This is a genomic window from Sinomonas susongensis (genome assembly GCF_005877005.1).
In the GTDB taxonomy this organism is placed as follows: domain Bacteria; phylum Actinomycetota; class Actinomycetes; order Actinomycetales; family Micrococcaceae; genus Sinomonas; species Sinomonas susongensis.
On record NZ_SSNH01000003.1, the window covers coordinates 116,782 to 132,909 of the forward strand.

The following is a 16,128-nucleotide window of genomic DNA, read 5'->3' on the forward strand; positions in this document are numbered from 1 at the left end:
TTCGGGGCCCCCTTTTGGGGGGCCGCCCGGGCCCCCGCCCGGGCGCCCCCGCGTCTGACCTCCCGTGATGAATCCGCTTAAAGTGCCGTCAGAACGAGAGTCGCTCAGCTCTCGCCATCCCCAGCCGCAAGTCGCCGTCCACCGCCGTGCCGAGCACTGCCGATTCGGCGAGCTCATCCGGCTCCGCGGTGAGGGGGTCGAGTTCGAGGAAGGTGAGGTCGGCCCGCTTGCCCACGGCGATGGAACCCGACTCGCCCCAGGCGCCGGCGGCCCGTGCCGCATGCGAGGTGTAGCCCTCGAGGGCCTGACGTGCGGTGAGCGCCTGCGACGGCAGGATGGGTTCGTCGTGGGTTCCTGCCCGGCGGCGGAGCTGGGCGTCGGCGATGATCGGCAGCGGCGGGAACGGGGCGATCGGCCAGTCCGAACCGAGCGCGAGCGTCGTGCCCAGATCGCGTAGGTCCCGGCATCGCCAGGCGCGCCGGGCGCGGACCGGTCCCAGACGGACGCTCCAGTTGTCGCTCTGGTCGGCGCGCGAGTAGTGGGTGCAGTGGGTCGGCTGCATCGAGGCGACGACGCCCGAACCGATGAAGCGTTCGACGACGGCGTCCGGCACCGTCTCGATGTGCTCGATGCGGTGAACCGCGCGTCCACGGACCACGGGCTTGAGGGCGAGGAGGGCATCGAGCACATGGCCGACGCCCGCATCGCCGATCGCGTGGGTCGCGGTCGGGATGCCGCGCTCCGCGAAGAACGCCACCGCCCTGGAGTATTCCGCGGGGTCCGGCCAGTAGGCAGCCGTGGATTCGCCGAGCGTGTCCTGTTCGTACAGCCAGGCCGTGCCGTTGTCGATGGTTCCGTCGATGAAGAGCTTGATGCCGGCGACCTCCCATCGTCTCCCGCCGATGCCGATTGTGGCAGCTAGGGCTGCCCAGGCGTCGGGGCCGGTTCCGGGGGAACACCATGGGGAACAGCGGAGACGAACCGGGAGCTCGCCGCGTTCCTCAAGCGCCCGGTACAGGGCCGCGGACTCCTCCGAGTGGTCCATGACGTGAACCCCCGTGAGGCCTGCTGCCGCAAACCCCTCAAGCACCTGGGCGAGACGATCGCCGCGCTGCTCAAGCGTCTCTGCCGGCAGATGGCGGGCCACGAGTTCGCACGCGGGGAACTCCAGGAGCAGCCCTGTCGGCCGCCCGTCCGCGTCACACACAACAGATGCCGCGCCGTCGAACGACCGAGGGCCATCGATGCCGGCGACCTCGAGCGCCCGCGAACTCGCAAGCGCGGAGTGGCCGTCGAACAGCCGGACGAACGCCGGCCTGCCGCCGAGGACGCCCTCGACCGCCTCGGCGGTGACGGGCACGCCCCCGAACGCGTTCGGGTCGAGGCCCCACGCCTGGATCCACTCGCCGGGGCCGAGCCGGGACGCCTCCGCCGCGAGCCGCCGTCGGACCTCGTCGAGATCCTGGACGCCGCTCAGGTCCGCGCCCGCAGTGATGTCGAGGCCGAACACTGGGTGCGCGTGCGCATCGACGAGCCCGGGCACTACGGTAGCCGACCCCAGGTCCAGGATCTCGGTACCGGCGGCCGCCCACGAGCCGGCGTCGTCGCGCGTTCCGAGCGCGGTGATCCGGCCGCCGCTGGTGGCGATGGCCTGCACTGGCCCGCGGTGCCCGGGTTCGAGGGTGTGGATGGTGTCGGCAAGGATGATGCGATCAGGCGTCATGGGCTTCAGTGCTCCCACTCTCAGTGCTTCCAATTCGTGCGTAGGCGGCCGGGCGGGCACGTCGCAGCCACCGCGCCAGGAGGAGGCCGACGGCGAAGACCACCGGCGCGATGGACATGAGGACCGCGTTGGTCACTGCGTCGGCGAATGTGAGGAGCTCGATGTTGACTCCGATGAGGACCACGGCCGCGAACAGCAGGACGGCGCTCGCAGCGGTCAGCGGCACGGTGAGCCGATTGCGGATCGCCTCGGGGTGGCGGCGGAAGTAGACGAGGGCGGCGATCGCGACCAGGCCCTGAAGGCCCACGATGCCGAAGATGCCCGGAGTGTTGACCCAGATGAGGAGCTGCTGGTACGGGTCCGCGCCGAGCGCCGCACACAGGCCGATCACGACGGCTGCCAGCACCGTCTGCACCTGTCCCGCGCGGTACGGGGACTTGTGCTTGCGGTGCGTGCGGCCGAGGAAGGCCGGGAGCACGCCGTCCTGGGCGAGCATGTAGACGTAGCGGTTGATCGCGTTGTGGAAGGCCAGCTGCGACGCGTAGACGCTCGTCACGATGAGGATGTACATCGCGACCTCTGCCCACGGCCCCACGTACTGGGCGATGGTCGCGAAGAACATGCCCTGCTGCTGGCTGTTGGCGGCGTCGACCGCGCCTGCATCCCCGTAGGCCTGGACGACGGTCCAGACGATGAACGCGTAGAACACCGACATGAAGCCGACCGCGATGAAGGTCGCCCGCGGGACGGCCCGGTCCGGGTCCTTCGCCTCGCGCCGGTACAGGACGGTCGACTCGAAGCCCATGAACGCGGCGAAGCAGATGCCGAGGATCGCAAGGACCCCCGGGCTGAACATGGCCTGCGGGGCGAACGAGCCTGCGGTAACGCCCGAGGCGCCGCCGTGCGCAAGGATCCCGACACCCATGACGGCGAGGATCGCCGTCTCGGCGGTGAGCAGGACCGCGAGGACCTTGGCGCCGACGTCGATCCCTCGGTATCCGAGGAACCACACCGCCACAATGGCGGCGAACGCGACGATCGGCCACGGGACGTTGAGCCCGAACACGAAGGAGAGCATCGCCTGGGTCTGGACGGCGAAGAGGCCGTAGACCCCGATCTGGAGGCAGTTGTACGAGACGACGGCGAGGATCGCCGCTGCGAGCCCGACGGTCTTGCCGAGGGCGATGGTGATGTAGGTGTAGAAGCCGCCCGCGGCCTTGGCGTGCTTGGTCATCGCCATGAAGCCGATTGCGAAGAGGGCGAGCACGATGCCGGCGGCGAGGTAGCCGACGGGGGCGCCTATGCCTCCGCGGCTGATCGCCACAGGGGCGACGCCAGCCATGACAGTGAGCGGTGCTGCTGCTGAGATGACGAGGAATGCGATGCCGAAAGTTCCGATGGCATTGCGTTTGAGGCCGTCGTTGGGCGCGGCTTCCGTTGCCGCTGTGGTGCCCGTGCTGGTCTCTGTATGGGCCATGGGGAGTCCTTGGGAGTGGGTCTGATGGGGGATGGTCGAGATCTCGGAGCCTAAAACGAAAGGCTTTCGGTTTAGTATGCGGCAAGGTGACGTGGAGCACAAGGGCGGCATGGGAGCAGGGCGGCATGTGGCACAGAGAGTGCCGGCTGAGCAGAGCGGGCCCGGTCAGGGGAGACGGGGTAGGGTCGAGGGAATACCCGACCAATCCAGCCGATGGGAGCTGACGTGGCCCGCCCCTCCGAGCCCCTCATCACGGTCGAGGCCGTCACCGACGCGGCGCTCGAGCTCGTGGACGAGAGCGGCGACTTCAGCCTCCCTCGGGTCGCGAGGCGGATCGGCGTGACGCAGTCGTCGATCTACCACCACGTGAAGGGGCGGGACGAGATCGTCGAGCTCATGCGTCGGCGCGTCATCGAGACGGCGGCACCGCGCGCCGTCGTCGGCGACCTCCCCTGGGACGACGCCCTGCGCACCCTCGTGCGCGCCTACCGCGACGGGTTCGCCCGGCACCCGCGGCTCGCTCCGCTCCTCGTTCAGCAGACGGTCCAGGACGACCTCGTGATCGGCCTCTACGAGGACATCGCGCTCACCCTCGAGCGAGCGGGCTTCGCTGGGGGCGAGGTGCTCGCGGCGATTTCCACCGTGGACGCCTTCGCGATCGGCGCCGCCCTTGATCTGGCCGCGCCCGACGTCGTGTGGGCGCCTCCCGGGGAGGGGTATCCGACGCTTGCACGGGCCCTCAGCCACGCCCCGGCCCCGGCGCAGCGCGCGGAGGACGCCTTCGAGTTCGGCCTCGACATTCTCGTCGAGGGGCTGCGGGCCCGACTCTCAGCCCGCCGGGGCTAAAGGCTCGGGGCCAACGAAAAGCACCGCCCCGAGAAGTCCTCGGGAGCGGTGCCTCAGGTGGATGCTGCGCCGGAAGGGGACTACGCCTGCTGGATCCGGACGGTGTTGCCCGCAGGGTCGCGGAGGGCGGCGTCGCGCACGCCCCACGGCTGGCTCATCGGCTCCTGCAGCACCTCGACGCCCGGCGCTGCGGCGGCCTTCTCGAACGTCGCGTCGAGGTCTTCGGCGCTGAAGTTGATGCCGCCGAGCTCGCCCTTCGCGAGCAGCGCGGAGATGGCCTCGCCGTCCTCCTTCGAGCGGCCGGCCTGCGGCTGCGAGAGGACGATCTGGATTTCGGGCTGATTCGGGGTGCTGAGGACAACCCAGCGGAAGCCTTCGCGGGCCACCTGGTTCTGGACCGTCAGGCCGAGGGTGTCGCGGTAGAAGGAGATGGCCGCGTCGGGATCATCGACGAGGACGTGAACGGTGCTGAGGGAGACTGTCATGGAACTGATGCTAGGCCGACGCCTTGACGAGCGCTTCTCCGAAACTGCTTGAATCCCGGCTGGCGCCCCCGGTCTTCCGGGGCCGCGACACGACCATGATGTGGCAGCTCGGGAGGACCCGCCAGTCCTCGTGGTCCCGCGCCCGGTACGCCGACGGCGATTCCCCGACGAGTTCCGTGAACCGCGACGAGAAGGAGCCCAGACTCGTACACCCGACCGCGAAGCAGATCTCGGTCACGCTCAGCTCCCCGTAGCGAAGGAGGGCCTTCGCCCGTTCGATGCGCCGCGTCATGAGATAGGCGTACGGCGTCTCCGAATACGCCTCCCGGAAGCGGCGGCTGAAGTGCGCAGTGGACATGAGCGCTGTGCGGGCGAGGGCCGAGACGTCGAGCGGCTGCGCGTACTCGCGGTCCATCCGGTCGCGGGCACGGCGCAGCCGCTTCAATTCGTCGAGATCAACAGCCATACGACCAGTGTGCCTGTGGGCCCGGGAGATTGACTACACGCCCAGATACACCGTCTTGCCCCACGTGTAGAACTCGATCGCCGTCCTGCCCTGCTCCCGGAACGTGTTGGTCGAGGAGTCTTTGATGCCGCCGAACGGCACGTTGAGGTCGAGGCCCGACGTGGGCCGGTTGACCTTCACGACGCCCGCCTGCGCCCGCTCCGCGAAGTCCGTCGCGAGCGCGAGCGAATCGGTGCAGATCCCCGCGGTGAGTCCGTAGCGGGAGGCGTTGACGGACGCGAGGCCGGCCTCGTAGTCGGGCACCTCGAGCACGACCACGACGGGGCCGAAGATCTCGTCGGTGACTACGGGGTCGTCCGCGTCGACGTCGGCGAGCACCGTCGGAAGGAAGAACAGGCCGCCTCGGGAGGGCTCGCCGTCATCCGTTCCCGTGAGGAGGCGCGCCCCGCGCTCGACGGCGCCGCGCACCGCCGCGGCGTCCTGGCGCAGCTGAGCCTCGCTCACCACGGCACCCATGCGCGCGCCGTCGAGCCCGTCACCCGGCGCGTAGGCCGCGGCCTGGTGGACGAGCGCGTCCACGAATTCGCCGCGTACGCCGGGGGTGACGTACACGCGGGACGTCGCGGTGCAGGCCTGGCCCGTGAGCCCGAATGCGCCTGCGGCGACCACCGCAGCAGCGGCTTGGGGAGCCGCGTCGTCGAGCACGAGCACAGCGTTCTTGCCACCCATCTCGAGCTGCACGCGGGCGCGCCGTGCATCGAGGATGCCGTTGAGGTGGAGTCCCACGGCGGTCGAGCCCGTGAACGACAGCCCGGCCACGCGCCCGTCCCGCGCGAGCGCTTCGCCGACCACACGGCCCTTCCCGTGCACCACGTTGAAGACACCAGCGGGGAGCCCGGCGTCATGGAGCGCTCGGGCGAGGTGAGTCGCCGAAAGCGGGGTGAGCTCGGCGGGCTTGAGGACGACGGCGTTCCCCGCAACGAGCGCAGGCGCGGCCTTCCACGCGGGGATGGCGAGTGGGAAGTTCCAAGGCGTGATGAGCGCGAAGACGCCGAGCGGCTCGCGGCGCGTGGTGACGGTGGTCCCGGGCAGAGAACTGGGCAGCACCTCGCCCGAGGCCGCCCATCCGAGGGAGCCGAAGAACCGCAGCACGTCGGTGGCACGCCTGACCTCGCCCGAGGCCTCGGCCAAGGTTTTGCCCTCCTCACGCACGAGGTCAGTGGCGATCCCCTCCGCCCGCTCCTCGAGCAGCGAGGCCGCCTTGATCAGAATCGCGCCGCGCGCCGGGGCGGGGAGGCTCGCCCATGCCGGCTGCGCGCGGACCGCGGCCGCCACGGCGGTGTCGGCGTCGGCGGCCGTGCCCGCGGGGGAAAGCGCCGCTATCTGGTCGAGGCGCGCGGGGTTCCGGCGCTCGACGCTTGGCTCGCCTGCCCAGGATCCGCCGATGAGGTGGTGGGCGAGCGCAGGCGGCGCCGCGGTACCGGGGTTTCGCGGGGTTTCCGTGGTGAAGGAGGTCATTGAGGTGTCCTTGGGTGTCGGGGGTCAGAGGCTTCGGATGAGTCCGCCGTCGCAGCGCAGGGCGACGCCGGTGATGTACGACGCCGGCGCGCTGCACAGGAATGCTGCCGCCGCCCCGAACTCCTCGGGTGCGCCGTAGCGGCGGGCGGGAATGGTCTTGCGGGACTCGAGCTGCACCTCGTCGAGGGAGATTCCCCGGCGCTTGGCCGCGGCCGCGTCGAGCTCGGCAACGCGGTCGGTCGCGATGCGGCCGGGGAGGAGCAGGTTGACGGTCACGGCGTCGAGGGCGACCTCGGCGGCGAGCGTCTTCAGGTATCCGGCGAGGGCGGCGCGGCCGGTGTTGGACATCGCGAGATTCGGCAGCGGCGCCACGATGCCGCTCGAGCCGACCGCGAGGATCCGGCCCCAGCGGCGCTGCCGCATGCCGGGGAGGACGCGGGAGACGAGGGCATGATGCGGGCGCACCAGCAGGTCGAACGCGCCCGCGAGGTCCTCGGCGGAGAGGCTGGCGGCCGCGCCCGGGCGTGGGCCGGGGCCGTTGAGCACTGCGATGTCGATCGGGCCCAGCTCCGCCTCGGCCTGGCCGACGGCCTCGCCGACCGCGTCCGGCTCGTGGAGGTCCACAGCGATGGCGACAGCCCCGGGAAGGGACGCCGCGACCTGCTCGGCGAGCTCCCGGCGTCGCCCGGTGATCGCGACGCGGGCCCCTTCGGCGGCGAGGGCCCGCGCGACGGCGAGGCCGAGGCCGCCCGTGGACGCCGCGACGAACGCGGCCTTTCCTGCAATTCCGAGGTCCATCAGCCGATTCTCACTGCCGTGTCGAGGAGCGTGAGCGCGCTCCGGGCGCCGTCCAGCTGCTCGCGCAGGATCGGCAGGAGCTCGTCCGGAAGCGGCGCGGACGGGGGGCGGACCGCGGCATCCGCGATGAGCCCGCGCTCGCGGAAGAGGGTCTTGCGGAGCGCGAGGGCGAGGCGTGGCTGCTGCTCGAGGTTGACCAGTGGCAGGAACGGCGCGAAGGTCCGCCGCGCGGCGGCCGGTCCGCCCTCCACAAAGGCCCGCACCGTCGCGACGAGCGCCTCGGGGCACGAGAACCCCGTCATCGCGCCGGCCGCGCCTGCCGCGAGTTCGTCGAGGAGCCCCTGGCCGCCGAGCCCGCCGAACACGGGAACCTCGAGTAACGCAGTCAGCCGCGCGATCGCGAGCGCCGTGGGCGGGGCCTCGGCCTTGACCGCGGCCACGAAGGGGGCGCGGCGCACGGCGTCGGCAAGCGTTGCAGCCGGGACGGCGACGCCGCTCGCGGCCGGGTAGTCCTGCACGACGACGGCGGCGCCCGTGGCCCGGTGGATCGCCTCGAGATGGGTGGCGAGGACGTCGGGATCCGGCGAGTTCGCCTGCACCATGACCGCTTTGAGCCGCCGGCCCAGGACCTGCTGCGCGGCGGTGGCCTCATCGATGGCCGGCCGGGTCGCGAGCGCGGCCACCCCGGCAACGATCGGCAGCGAGCTCGCCTCCGCTGCGGTCTCGAGGACGAGCGACTTCTCGGCGATGCTGAGCGCGGCCGCTTCACCGAAGACGCCGAGCACGGTGAGTCCGACGGCGCCGACGGCTTCGTAGTGCTCGACGAGCCCGGCAAGGCTGCCCGTGTCGACATCGCGGGCGCTTCCCGCAAACGGCGTCGGGACGACGCCCCACACACCCCGCTCGAGCGGTGCCGCGTGCTCCTGTCCGATCGTCATGAATCCTCCTATTCTCCGGGCCACACGGGCGGGCGCTTCTCCTGGAACGCGAGCACGCCCTCGGCCGAATCCTTGCTGTCGAGCGCCGCCATGAGGGCGGGAAGACGCATCGCGCGGGCCTCCGTGGCCGTCAGGTGCGCCGTGCGCGTGACCATCTGCTTCACGGCCCTGACCGATGTCGGCGCGCACGTCCTGATCTGGTCGAGCCACCGTTCGACGGCGGTGTCGAGCTCGTCGCCGGGGACGACCTCGTTGACGAGCCCCATGGCCGCCATCTCCGCAGCTCCCGCCATGCGCCCCGTGAGCAGCATCGACATGGCCTGCGTGTAGGGGACGCGGCGCACGAGCTGGTGGATGCCGCCGTCGAGCGCCAACCGCCCGACGCGCGGTTCCGTGAGGCCGAACCTCGCGTTCTCGGCCGCTACGACGATGTCCGCGCCGAGGACCATCTCCATGCCGCCGCCGAGAGCGTAGCCGTTGACCCTCGCGATCACCGGGACGTCGAGTGTCTGGCGGAGGCTCAGGCCGCCGAAACCGTTCGGATCGAGGTCCGCCCAGTACTCGAGCCCGGTCTTGTCCACGGCCGAGGCGGACATGTCCGCACCGACGCAGAACGCGCGCTCGCCGGTGCCCGTGACGACGACGGCGCGGACGGTGCGATCCGCCTCGACGCTCGCCCAGACCTCGTTGAGCCGCGCCGTCGTCGGGCCGTCGACGGCGTTGAGCACGTGCGGACGGTCGATCACGACCCAGGCGACACCCTCGCGAACGTCGAACCGCACGCCGTCGACCGACTCCTGCGCGTCGGCCCGGGCGTTCATCGCAGCACCCCGAGGTCCTGAAGGCGCGTGATCGTCTCGTCGTCGAAGCCGTTCTCGCGCAGGACCTCGGCGTTGTGCTCGCCGAGGCGGGGGGCGACGCGCCGCACTGACGCCGGGGTCTCGGAGAGGCGGATCGGTGCGTTGAGCATGCGCACGGTGCCTACGCTCGGGTGCTCGGCCTCGACGATCATGCCGTTCACCCGCGTCTGCTCGTCCGCGAGGGTCTGCTCGAGCGTGTGGACCGGGGCGTTCAGGAGCCCTTCGCGCTCTAGCCTGTCTGTCCAGTACGCCGTGCTGCGGGTGGCGAAGCGCTCACGGAAGATGGCCTGGAGCGCCGGCTTGTTCTCGAACTGGCGCTCGAGATCGGCGAACTCAGGCCGCTCGCTGAGATCCTCGTCGAGGCCGAGCGCGATCGAGATGTGCCGTAGCGGGTCGGCGGTGAAGCCGCCCACCATGCACACTGCGCCGTCCGTCGTCTCGAAGACGCCGCTCAGCGGCATCGCACCCCAGTTGACCTCGTACCCGCGGTTGAGCTGCATGCACGCTTCTTGCATCTGCAGGTGCAGCATCGAGTCGTACATCGTGACCTCGACCTTCTGGCCGACGCCCGTTTCGTCGCGGGTGCGGAGCGCGAGCAGGATGCCCTGGAGAAGGTGCATGCCCGTGATGTAGTCGCACAGCGTGGTCGGATAGATCGACGGAGGGAGGTCCTCGCGGTCCCTGCGCCACATGACACCCGAGTACGCCTGGGCGATCGCGTCCTGGCCGCCCTTGTGCGAATACGGCCCTTCTGTGCCGAACCCGGTGCCCGAGGCCCAGATGGCCCGGGGGTTGGTGCGGCGGACGTCCTCGTACCCGAAGCCCATGCGCTCCATCACGCCGGCGCGGAAGTTGCTCACCACCACGTCCGCGTCCGCGATGAGCCGAGCTATGACCTTGCGTCCCTCCTCTGTCCGGGTGTCGACGCTGATGCTGCGCTTGTTCCGGTTGATCGAGAGGAAGATCGGGTTGTCCTGCCCGTCCGGGTCCGGGAACGAGTTGCGGGAGATGTCTCCCGCGCCGGGCCGCTCGATCTTGATGACGTCGGCCCCGAAGTCCCCTAACAGCTGCGTGCAGCTCGGCCCCATGAAGACCTGAGTGAAGTCGACGATCTTGATGCCGGCGAGGGGGAGACCGGCTGCCGGGGCCGGGGCAGGAGGCTCCTGCGTGGCGGGTGCGGTGGCGATGCTCATGCCCCCACCCCCGCAAGGCTGGAGCCCGCGCCGGCGGGGATCACGCCGTCGAGCGTCGCGTTGGGGGACGGGATGTCGCCGGGGTCGGCGCCATGCTCCCGCATGCGGGTCTGGATCTCGCTGGCCTTGACGTCGCGCACGAGGTCGCCATTCGATGCGGCGAGTGCGGCGGCGACGCCCACCGCTTGGCCCATGGCCATGCACGGCGGGATCTCGCGCGACATCTTCTGCGCCTCAGGGGTGGCGGAATAGTGCCTGCCCGCGACGAGCAGCTGGTCGACCTCCCGCGGCAGGAACGAGCGGTAGGGGTAGTAGTAGTCCCGGCCGCGGGCCACGGTGTCGGCGAAGTGCCGGCGGGCGATTACATCGTCCTTCGTCATGACGTACTCGCCCTCGAGGAGGCGGGTCTGGCGGACCCCGAGCTGCGGCGCCGCATCGAGGAGGAAGGCGTTCCGGAAGCCGGGCAGGTTCTCCTTGATGTACGCGACCGCCTCCGTGATGCGGTCCCGGGCGGCGAACTCGGCTGCCGTGAGATCGGCCGGGTCGACGCCGTCGTAGCCGGACATGTGCGGCGCGTTGCACCAGACGACGCCCTCAAGCGGAGTCTTGAGCCACCACAGCTCCCAGGCGCCGCCGAGCAGGCGCTTGATGCGGCGGTTGATGGCACGCGCCTCCTTGGGATTCTCCTGCTCGAAGCGCTCGGCCTCGCCCGTGTCGACGCCGCCGAGACGGAAGACGAGCGTCGTGATGTAGGAATCGTGGGCGTGCTTCGCGCCAGCGCGGGAGGCGACGTCGATGTCGCCGGTCGTGTCGATGACGATGTCTGCGAGGTAAGCCTGCGGGCCCGCCTTGGTCTCGACGACGACGCCCTTGATGACGCCGCGGCCGTCGAGGCCCTCGTCCACGATGGGCCGCGAGAACCACGAGTGCAGCCGCAGGGTCACGCCCGCCTCGCGGACCAGGTCATTGGAGACGCGCTTCCAGCCGTCCGGGTCGAAGGCGGCCGCGTAGCAGATGGGCTTGGGGGTCGAGTGCGAGTGGAAGTCGAATGTGCCGTAGCGGCCCCACTTGTTCCACAGCTCCTGGGACGTGCGGCGGTCCTCGGCGGGCGGGACGACCGCGAGGCCGGCCGCCTGAAGGCGCTCGACGTATTCGGAGACGATGCCCGTCACGGTGATCTCGGTCCCGTTCACCATGTCGTCCAGCACGAGCACCATGCCGCCCGAGGCGAGGCCGCCGAGGTACGAGTACCGCTCGAGAAGCGTCACGCTCGCCCCGGAGCGGGCCGCGGTGACGGCGGCGGCCACACCGGCCGGCCCGCCTCCCACAACCAGCACCTGCGAGCGGTTGACGACGGGCGCGGCGAGCTCTTCAGAGCGGACACGCAGATCAAGGCTTTCCATGGTTTTCCTTACTTGCCGACGAAGAGGCCGGACGAGCGACGGGCGAGGACGTAGAAGATGACGCTGAGTGCGGAGAGGACCGCGACGTAGGTCGGGAAGACCCAGTTGGCATGCAGGGACTGGAACCATACGAGCAGGTACGACGCCGTGCCGCCGAAGAGGGCGACGCCGATGCCGTAGCCGAGGGCCACCCCGGTGCCGCGGACAGGCTTGGGCATGAGCGACGTGCTGACCACGTTGTAGATCGTCATATTCAGGACCAGGACCACCGATCCGCCGAGGAGGACGGCCGCGAAGCCGCCGATCCCGGGCTGCACGTAGAGCAGCATGAGGAACACCGAGGGGATCGCGAGGAGCCGCGTCACGATGAACCAGCGGGACATCGCCGTGCCGTCCGTGAGCCGCCCGACCACCCAGCTGCCGACCACGAGGACGACGGCGAGTGCCGTGGTCAGCGCGAAGACGGCAGTGGGGTTCTCCTTGAAGTTGCTGCGCGCCGCCGTCGGGAGTCCCGTGTTCCACGCGTAGTTGTAGGCCTGGGCCGCGCCGACCACGAACACGATCGCGAGGACGCCGAGCCAGTGCCGGCGGAGTCCCGCCCACACGCTTCCGGTGGAGTTCTCGGCGATCTCTTCAGGCCGCATCGTCTCGGGCAGCGTGCGCCGCAGGTACAGGACCACGAATCCGAAGACGGCGCCGATCACGAAAGGAACCCGCCAACCCCACGCAGCCATCGCCGCCCCGTTGAGGGTGAGGCTGCACAGGAAGCTCACGAGCGAGGCCATGAGGATGCCGAGGTTCACATAGAGGCTCATCATGCCCGCGACCATGCCCTCGCGCCCCTCCGGGGCGAGTTCGACAGCGTGCGAGGTCGAGAGCGGAGCCTCGATGCCGGTCGAGATCCCCTGGACGATCCGGGAGACGACGAGGATGACCCCGGCGGCCGGGCCGATCACGGCATAGCTCGGCGTGACGGCGATGACCAGCGTCGTCGCCGCCATGAGCAGGATCGAGAGCAGCATCACCCGGCGGCGGCCGATGCGGTCGGCGAATACGCCGAGGAGCACGCCGCCGAGGGGCCGGAACGCGAAGCCGACGGCGAAGACGGCCAGCGCGTTGAGGGTCGCCGAGAGTGGGTCCCGGTCGGGGAAGAAGTTGGGGCCGATGAAGGCCGAGAGGAGGCCGAAGACCATCCAGTCGTACCATTCGAGGGCGTTTCCGAGTCCTAGGCCGAGGAGGCCGCGGCGGACTTGGGGGGAGAAGCGCCGTGGGTTGGTGGGGTCGACTTTGACCGCGTTTTCGAGCATGGGAGGTCCTTTGCCGGGCCCTGGCGGGCGCGCGAGGGTATGACGCATCGCCGGGCGACGCGAGGGGGATGGGTGGCGGGACGTGCTCTCGGCGGGGCGCTTACCACGCGCGCGGAGCGCTGACCCAGATAGCTACGCAGACCTCTTCGTAGCTGTTTGCATACCAGTGGGGGATTTCGGAGGAGTAGGTGATGGAGTCGCCTTCGCTGAGGCTGTAGCGCACTCCGTCGAGGTAGACATCCTTCCTGCCCGAGATGACGAGGCAGAATTCCTCGCCGCCGTGATGGAAGGGGGTGCTGCTCGTGTCATGTCCCGGGGGCGTGACGATCCACTGGACCTCGAGCGCGCCGTCCGTGCTCGGGGTCAGGAGCTCGTGGACGGCTTCGCCGACCGATTCACGGGTGATGCCCCGCAGATTGCGCCGCTCGGAGCGCCGGACGACGGGCGAGGACGTCTCGGGCTGGCCCGCGAAGAACCTGCCCACGGGAAGGTCCAGTCCGTGGGCGAGCTGCGCCAAGGTGGTGAACGACGGGTTCGCGAGGCCCCGCTCGATCTGGCTCACGATCGCCTGGCTCAGGCCAGTGGCCTCGGAGAGCTGGGCGAGGGTCATCCCGAGTTCCTTGCGGCGAGCGCGGACCTTCGCACCGACGGACGCCAGCAAGGCGCTCGTTGTCGCTGAGGCAGGCGCCGGTGTGGTGGCTGCCGCGCTCTCCGTGGTCATCGTGGTTCCTTTTGGTTGGTGACCTGACTCACACAACTATAGTGAAGATCTTCAGTGGATCAAGAGATCTGCAGCATTATTCTGAATTTCTTCACTGCATGCGCTCTTCCGCACCCGAGACGCGCTCTTGCGCACCCGAAGAGCCCTGCCGCTCGAGGGCCGCCGTCAGCTGGGCGACCTGTCTCGTGAGCGCCTCGACTTTCGCCTCGAGCGTCTCGTCGACGGCCTCGACCTCGGCCTCCACCTCCGCCTCGACCTCGGCGACGGTCTCGGAAGTGATGTTCTCGACAAGCCACGCTGCGATGGACGCAGTCACGACGCCGAGCACGGCGATTCCGGCGATCATGAGCACGGCCGCGACGCACCTCCCCACGAACGTCACGGGATAGTGGTCGCCGTACCCGACGGTCGTGATGGTCTCGAGAGCCCACCAGATGGCGTCGCCGAAGGACCTGATGTTGGACCCGGGGTCGTTCTGCTCGACGTCCTCGACCGCGAGCGCGCCGCAGTAGACGAGCATTCCCGCGGCGCCGAAGACGTAGAGGAGCAGCCGCCCGCGCAGCGCGTCGCCCGCCCGGTTCTGCAGCACCCGCAGGAACGTCACGAGCCGGAGCAGCCGCAGGGGACGGAGCGCCGGAAGCGCGAGGATGGCGAGCTCGTGCAGATTGCGGATGAACCACCGGCCCCGGTTGGGGGCGAGGGCGAGTTGGACGAAGTAGTCCACGATGAACACGGCCCAGGACGCGAAGACGAGGACATCGGCCCAGATGCCCTCCCTCTCGGGCAGGTTCGCGATGACCTGAACCGAGTACGCCACGAGGAAAACGACGGCCGCGCCGATCATGGGCCACTCGGACAGCCTCCGCCACCGCTCCAGAGTCATGGCCGCAGGGTACTCCTGCGGGGGCCGGATGGCTCGTTGTGGAATGGCTGGCCGAGCGAAGCTGCGGTCCGGCCGGAGGGAGAACCGGCTGACCCTATCCAAGGTGGTGCACCCGTCCTAAGGTTCCCGTATGAGCGGCGTGGACGCTGAGCTGTTCACTCGTCTCCTCGCGCTCCGGGCAGCGTTGAGGACCCATGAACGCTGGAGTCCCGCACGCATCGCCTTCCATCAGATTGAGGGCTTCCAGCGGCTCAGGGCTTTCGCCGTCGCCCGCTCGCCGTTCTACCGCATGCGCTACGAGGGCCTCGAGCGCGCCCCGCTCGGCGCCCTGCCACCGGTGACGAAGGACGAGCTCATGGACCACTTCGACGAGGCAGTCACCGCGCCGAGCCTGCGCCTCGTCGACATCGAGGCCCACCTCCGCGAGCTGGTGGAGCAGGACGCCGACCCGTCACTGGCGTGGCGCGGCCGGTGGTGGACGGCGGCGAGCGCAGGGACGACTGGGCGGCGTGGGATCTTCGTCTGGGACCACCGCGAATGGGCGTCCGTCATCGCCTCCTACACCCGCGCGTTGACCTGGGCAGGGCTCCCCGGCCGGGTGAGCAGGCCGGTGCGCGCGGCGATCCTGATGACGAGGCGCCCGAGCCATCAGTCCGCGGTCATCAGCGCGACGTTCAATTCGATGCTGTTCCCGACCCTGCGCCTCGATGCCGGCGACAGCCTCCGGGATCTCGCCGCGCGCCTCGGAGCCTTCCATCCCGATCTCCTCATCGGCTACCCGTCGGCGCTCCGCCCCCTTGCGGCCGAGCAGCTGGCAGGGCGCCTCGGCATCGAGCCCCGCGCGGTGCTCTGCGCGGCCGAGGTACTGGACCCGTCGGCGTCGGGGGACATCGAGGCGGCGTGGGGGAGCCCTCCCGTGGACATCTACGGCACGACCGAGACCGCGGGCATCGCGTCCACGTGCGCGAGCGGCCGCCGGCACGTCTACGAGGACCTCGTGATCGTCGAGTCCGTCGACGCCGACTACCGACCTGTGCCCCCCGGCACCACCGGGGAGCGACTCCTCGCCACGGTCCTTTTCTCACGGACGCTCCCGCTCATCCGCTACGAGATCTCCGACCGGGTCCGGCTCGACGGGAGCGGCTGCCCGTGCGGCCGCTCGTTCACCCTGCTGGAGGGAGTCGAGGGACGGGCCGAGGACATCCTTCGCCTCCCCGGGGCCCTGGGCACCGTGCTGGTCCACCCCAACGTGTTCCACGACGTCCTCGAGGAAGTGCCCCTGACGGGCTGGCAGGTGGTCCAGCGCGACGACGGTATCGACGTCCTCGTCGCAGGGGCGCCGCTCGGAACCGATCTGCAGGGCCTGCGCGATTCGATTGCGCAGGCCCTGACGGCACACGGCGTCGTCCGCACCCCGGTTCGGGTCTTCCCGGTGTTCGAGGTGCCGCGCACACCGCTGGGAAAGGCGAAGCTCGTGCGGGGCCTCCACCCGGGATCCGGTCCGTGACGC

Annotated in this window: 15 protein-coding genes; 2 read left to right on the top strand and 13 right to left on the bottom strand. The window is 70.1% G+C overall.

Going from position 1 to position 16,128, the window contains the following annotated elements:
- Positions 1-88: 88 nt before the first annotated feature.
- On the bottom strand, positions 89-1,723 hold the full coding sequence (locus E6A21_RS05760) for an amidohydrolase (RefSeq protein ID WP_138443194.1): 1,635 nt from the start codon (positions 1,721-1,723) through the stop codon (positions 89-91).
- Complete coding sequence (locus tag E6A21_RS05765; protein WP_138443195.1) at positions 1,713-3,200, bottom strand: APC family permease; 1,488 nt, start codon at positions 3,198-3,200, stop codon at positions 1,713-1,715. Before E6A21_RS05765 ends, E6A21_RS05760 begins: the two co-directional genes overlap by 11 nt.
- 213 nt (positions 3,201-3,413) lie before the next feature.
- On the opposite strand from E6A21_RS05765, the gene E6A21_RS05770 reads away from it, so the two are divergent.
- Complete coding sequence (locus E6A21_RS05770; protein WP_246036224.1) at positions 3,414-4,046, top strand: TetR/AcrR family transcriptional regulator C-terminal domain-containing protein; 633 nt, start codon at positions 3,414-3,416, stop codon at positions 4,044-4,046.
- Between the two features lie 80 nt (positions 4,047-4,126).
- Here the strand turns inward: E6A21_RS05770 and E6A21_RS05775 are convergent, their stop codons facing one another.
- The 11 genes from E6A21_RS05775 to E6A21_RS05825 form a co-directional block, all read right to left on the bottom strand.
- Positions 4,127-4,531 (bottom strand): VOC family protein, encoded by a 405-nt coding sequence (locus E6A21_RS05775; RefSeq protein ID WP_138443196.1) that lies wholly within the window; start codon positions 4,529-4,531, stop codon positions 4,127-4,129.
- 10 nt (positions 4,532-4,541) lie between these two features.
- Complete coding sequence (locus tag E6A21_RS05780) at positions 4,542-4,997, bottom strand: helix-turn-helix domain-containing protein (protein WP_138443197.1); 456 nt, start codon at positions 4,995-4,997, stop codon at positions 4,542-4,544.
- 33 nt (positions 4,998-5,030) lie between these two features.
- Entirely contained in the window at positions 5,031-6,515 is a 1,485-nt protein-coding gene (locus tag E6A21_RS05785; protein WP_138443198.1) for an aldehyde dehydrogenase family protein, read from the bottom strand.
- A 24-nt stretch (positions 6,516-6,539) separates the two neighbouring features.
- Positions 6,540-7,313, bottom strand: coding sequence for an SDR family oxidoreductase (locus E6A21_RS05790; protein ID WP_138443199.1), 774 nt, complete (start codon positions 7,311-7,313; stop codon positions 6,540-6,542).
- Positions 7,313-8,251, bottom strand: coding sequence for a dihydrodipicolinate synthase family protein (locus E6A21_RS05795; protein WP_138443200.1), 939 nt, complete (start codon positions 8,249-8,251; stop codon positions 7,313-7,315). The genes E6A21_RS05790 and E6A21_RS05795 overlap by 1 nt, the downstream gene beginning before the upstream one ends.
- An 8-nt stretch (positions 8,252-8,259) precedes the next feature.
- Complete coding sequence (locus tag E6A21_RS05800; RefSeq protein WP_138443201.1) at positions 8,260-9,072, bottom strand: enoyl-CoA hydratase-related protein; 813 nt, start codon at positions 9,070-9,072, stop codon at positions 8,260-8,262.
- Positions 9,069-10,304, bottom strand: coding sequence for a CaiB/BaiF CoA transferase family protein (locus E6A21_RS05805; protein WP_138443202.1), 1,236 nt, complete (start codon positions 10,302-10,304; stop codon positions 9,069-9,071). The genes E6A21_RS05800 and E6A21_RS05805 overlap by 4 nt, the downstream gene beginning before the upstream one ends.
- Positions 10,301-11,707 (bottom strand): FAD-dependent oxidoreductase, encoded by a 1,407-nt coding sequence (locus E6A21_RS05810; protein ID WP_138443203.1) that lies wholly within the window; start codon positions 11,705-11,707, stop codon positions 10,301-10,303. The genes E6A21_RS05805 and E6A21_RS05810 overlap by 4 nt, the downstream gene beginning before the upstream one ends.
- Before the next feature lie 8 nt (positions 11,708-11,715).
- Positions 11,716-13,014: an MFS transporter gene (locus tag E6A21_RS05815; RefSeq protein ID WP_138443204.1), complete on the bottom strand. Its 1,299-nt coding sequence runs from the start codon at positions 13,012-13,014 to the stop codon at positions 11,716-11,718.
- Between the two features lie 100 nt (positions 13,015-13,114).
- Positions 13,115-13,735, bottom strand: a complete 621-nt coding sequence (locus E6A21_RS05820) for a helix-turn-helix domain-containing protein (RefSeq protein ID WP_138443205.1) — start codon at positions 13,733-13,735, stop codon at positions 13,115-13,117.
- A gap of 91 nt (positions 13,736-13,826) precedes the next feature.
- A complete protein-coding gene (locus E6A21_RS05825; protein ID WP_138443206.1) occupies positions 13,827-14,618 on the bottom strand; it encodes a potassium channel family protein in 792 nt (263 codons plus the stop codon).
- A 130-nt stretch (positions 14,619-14,748) separates the two neighbouring features.
- On the opposite strand from E6A21_RS05825, the gene E6A21_RS05830 reads away from it, so the two are divergent.
- A complete protein-coding gene (locus tag E6A21_RS05830) occupies positions 14,749-16,125 on the top strand; it encodes a phenylacetate--CoA ligase family protein (protein WP_246036225.1) in 1,377 nt (458 codons plus the stop codon).
- Positions 16,126-16,128 lie beyond the last annotated feature (3 nt).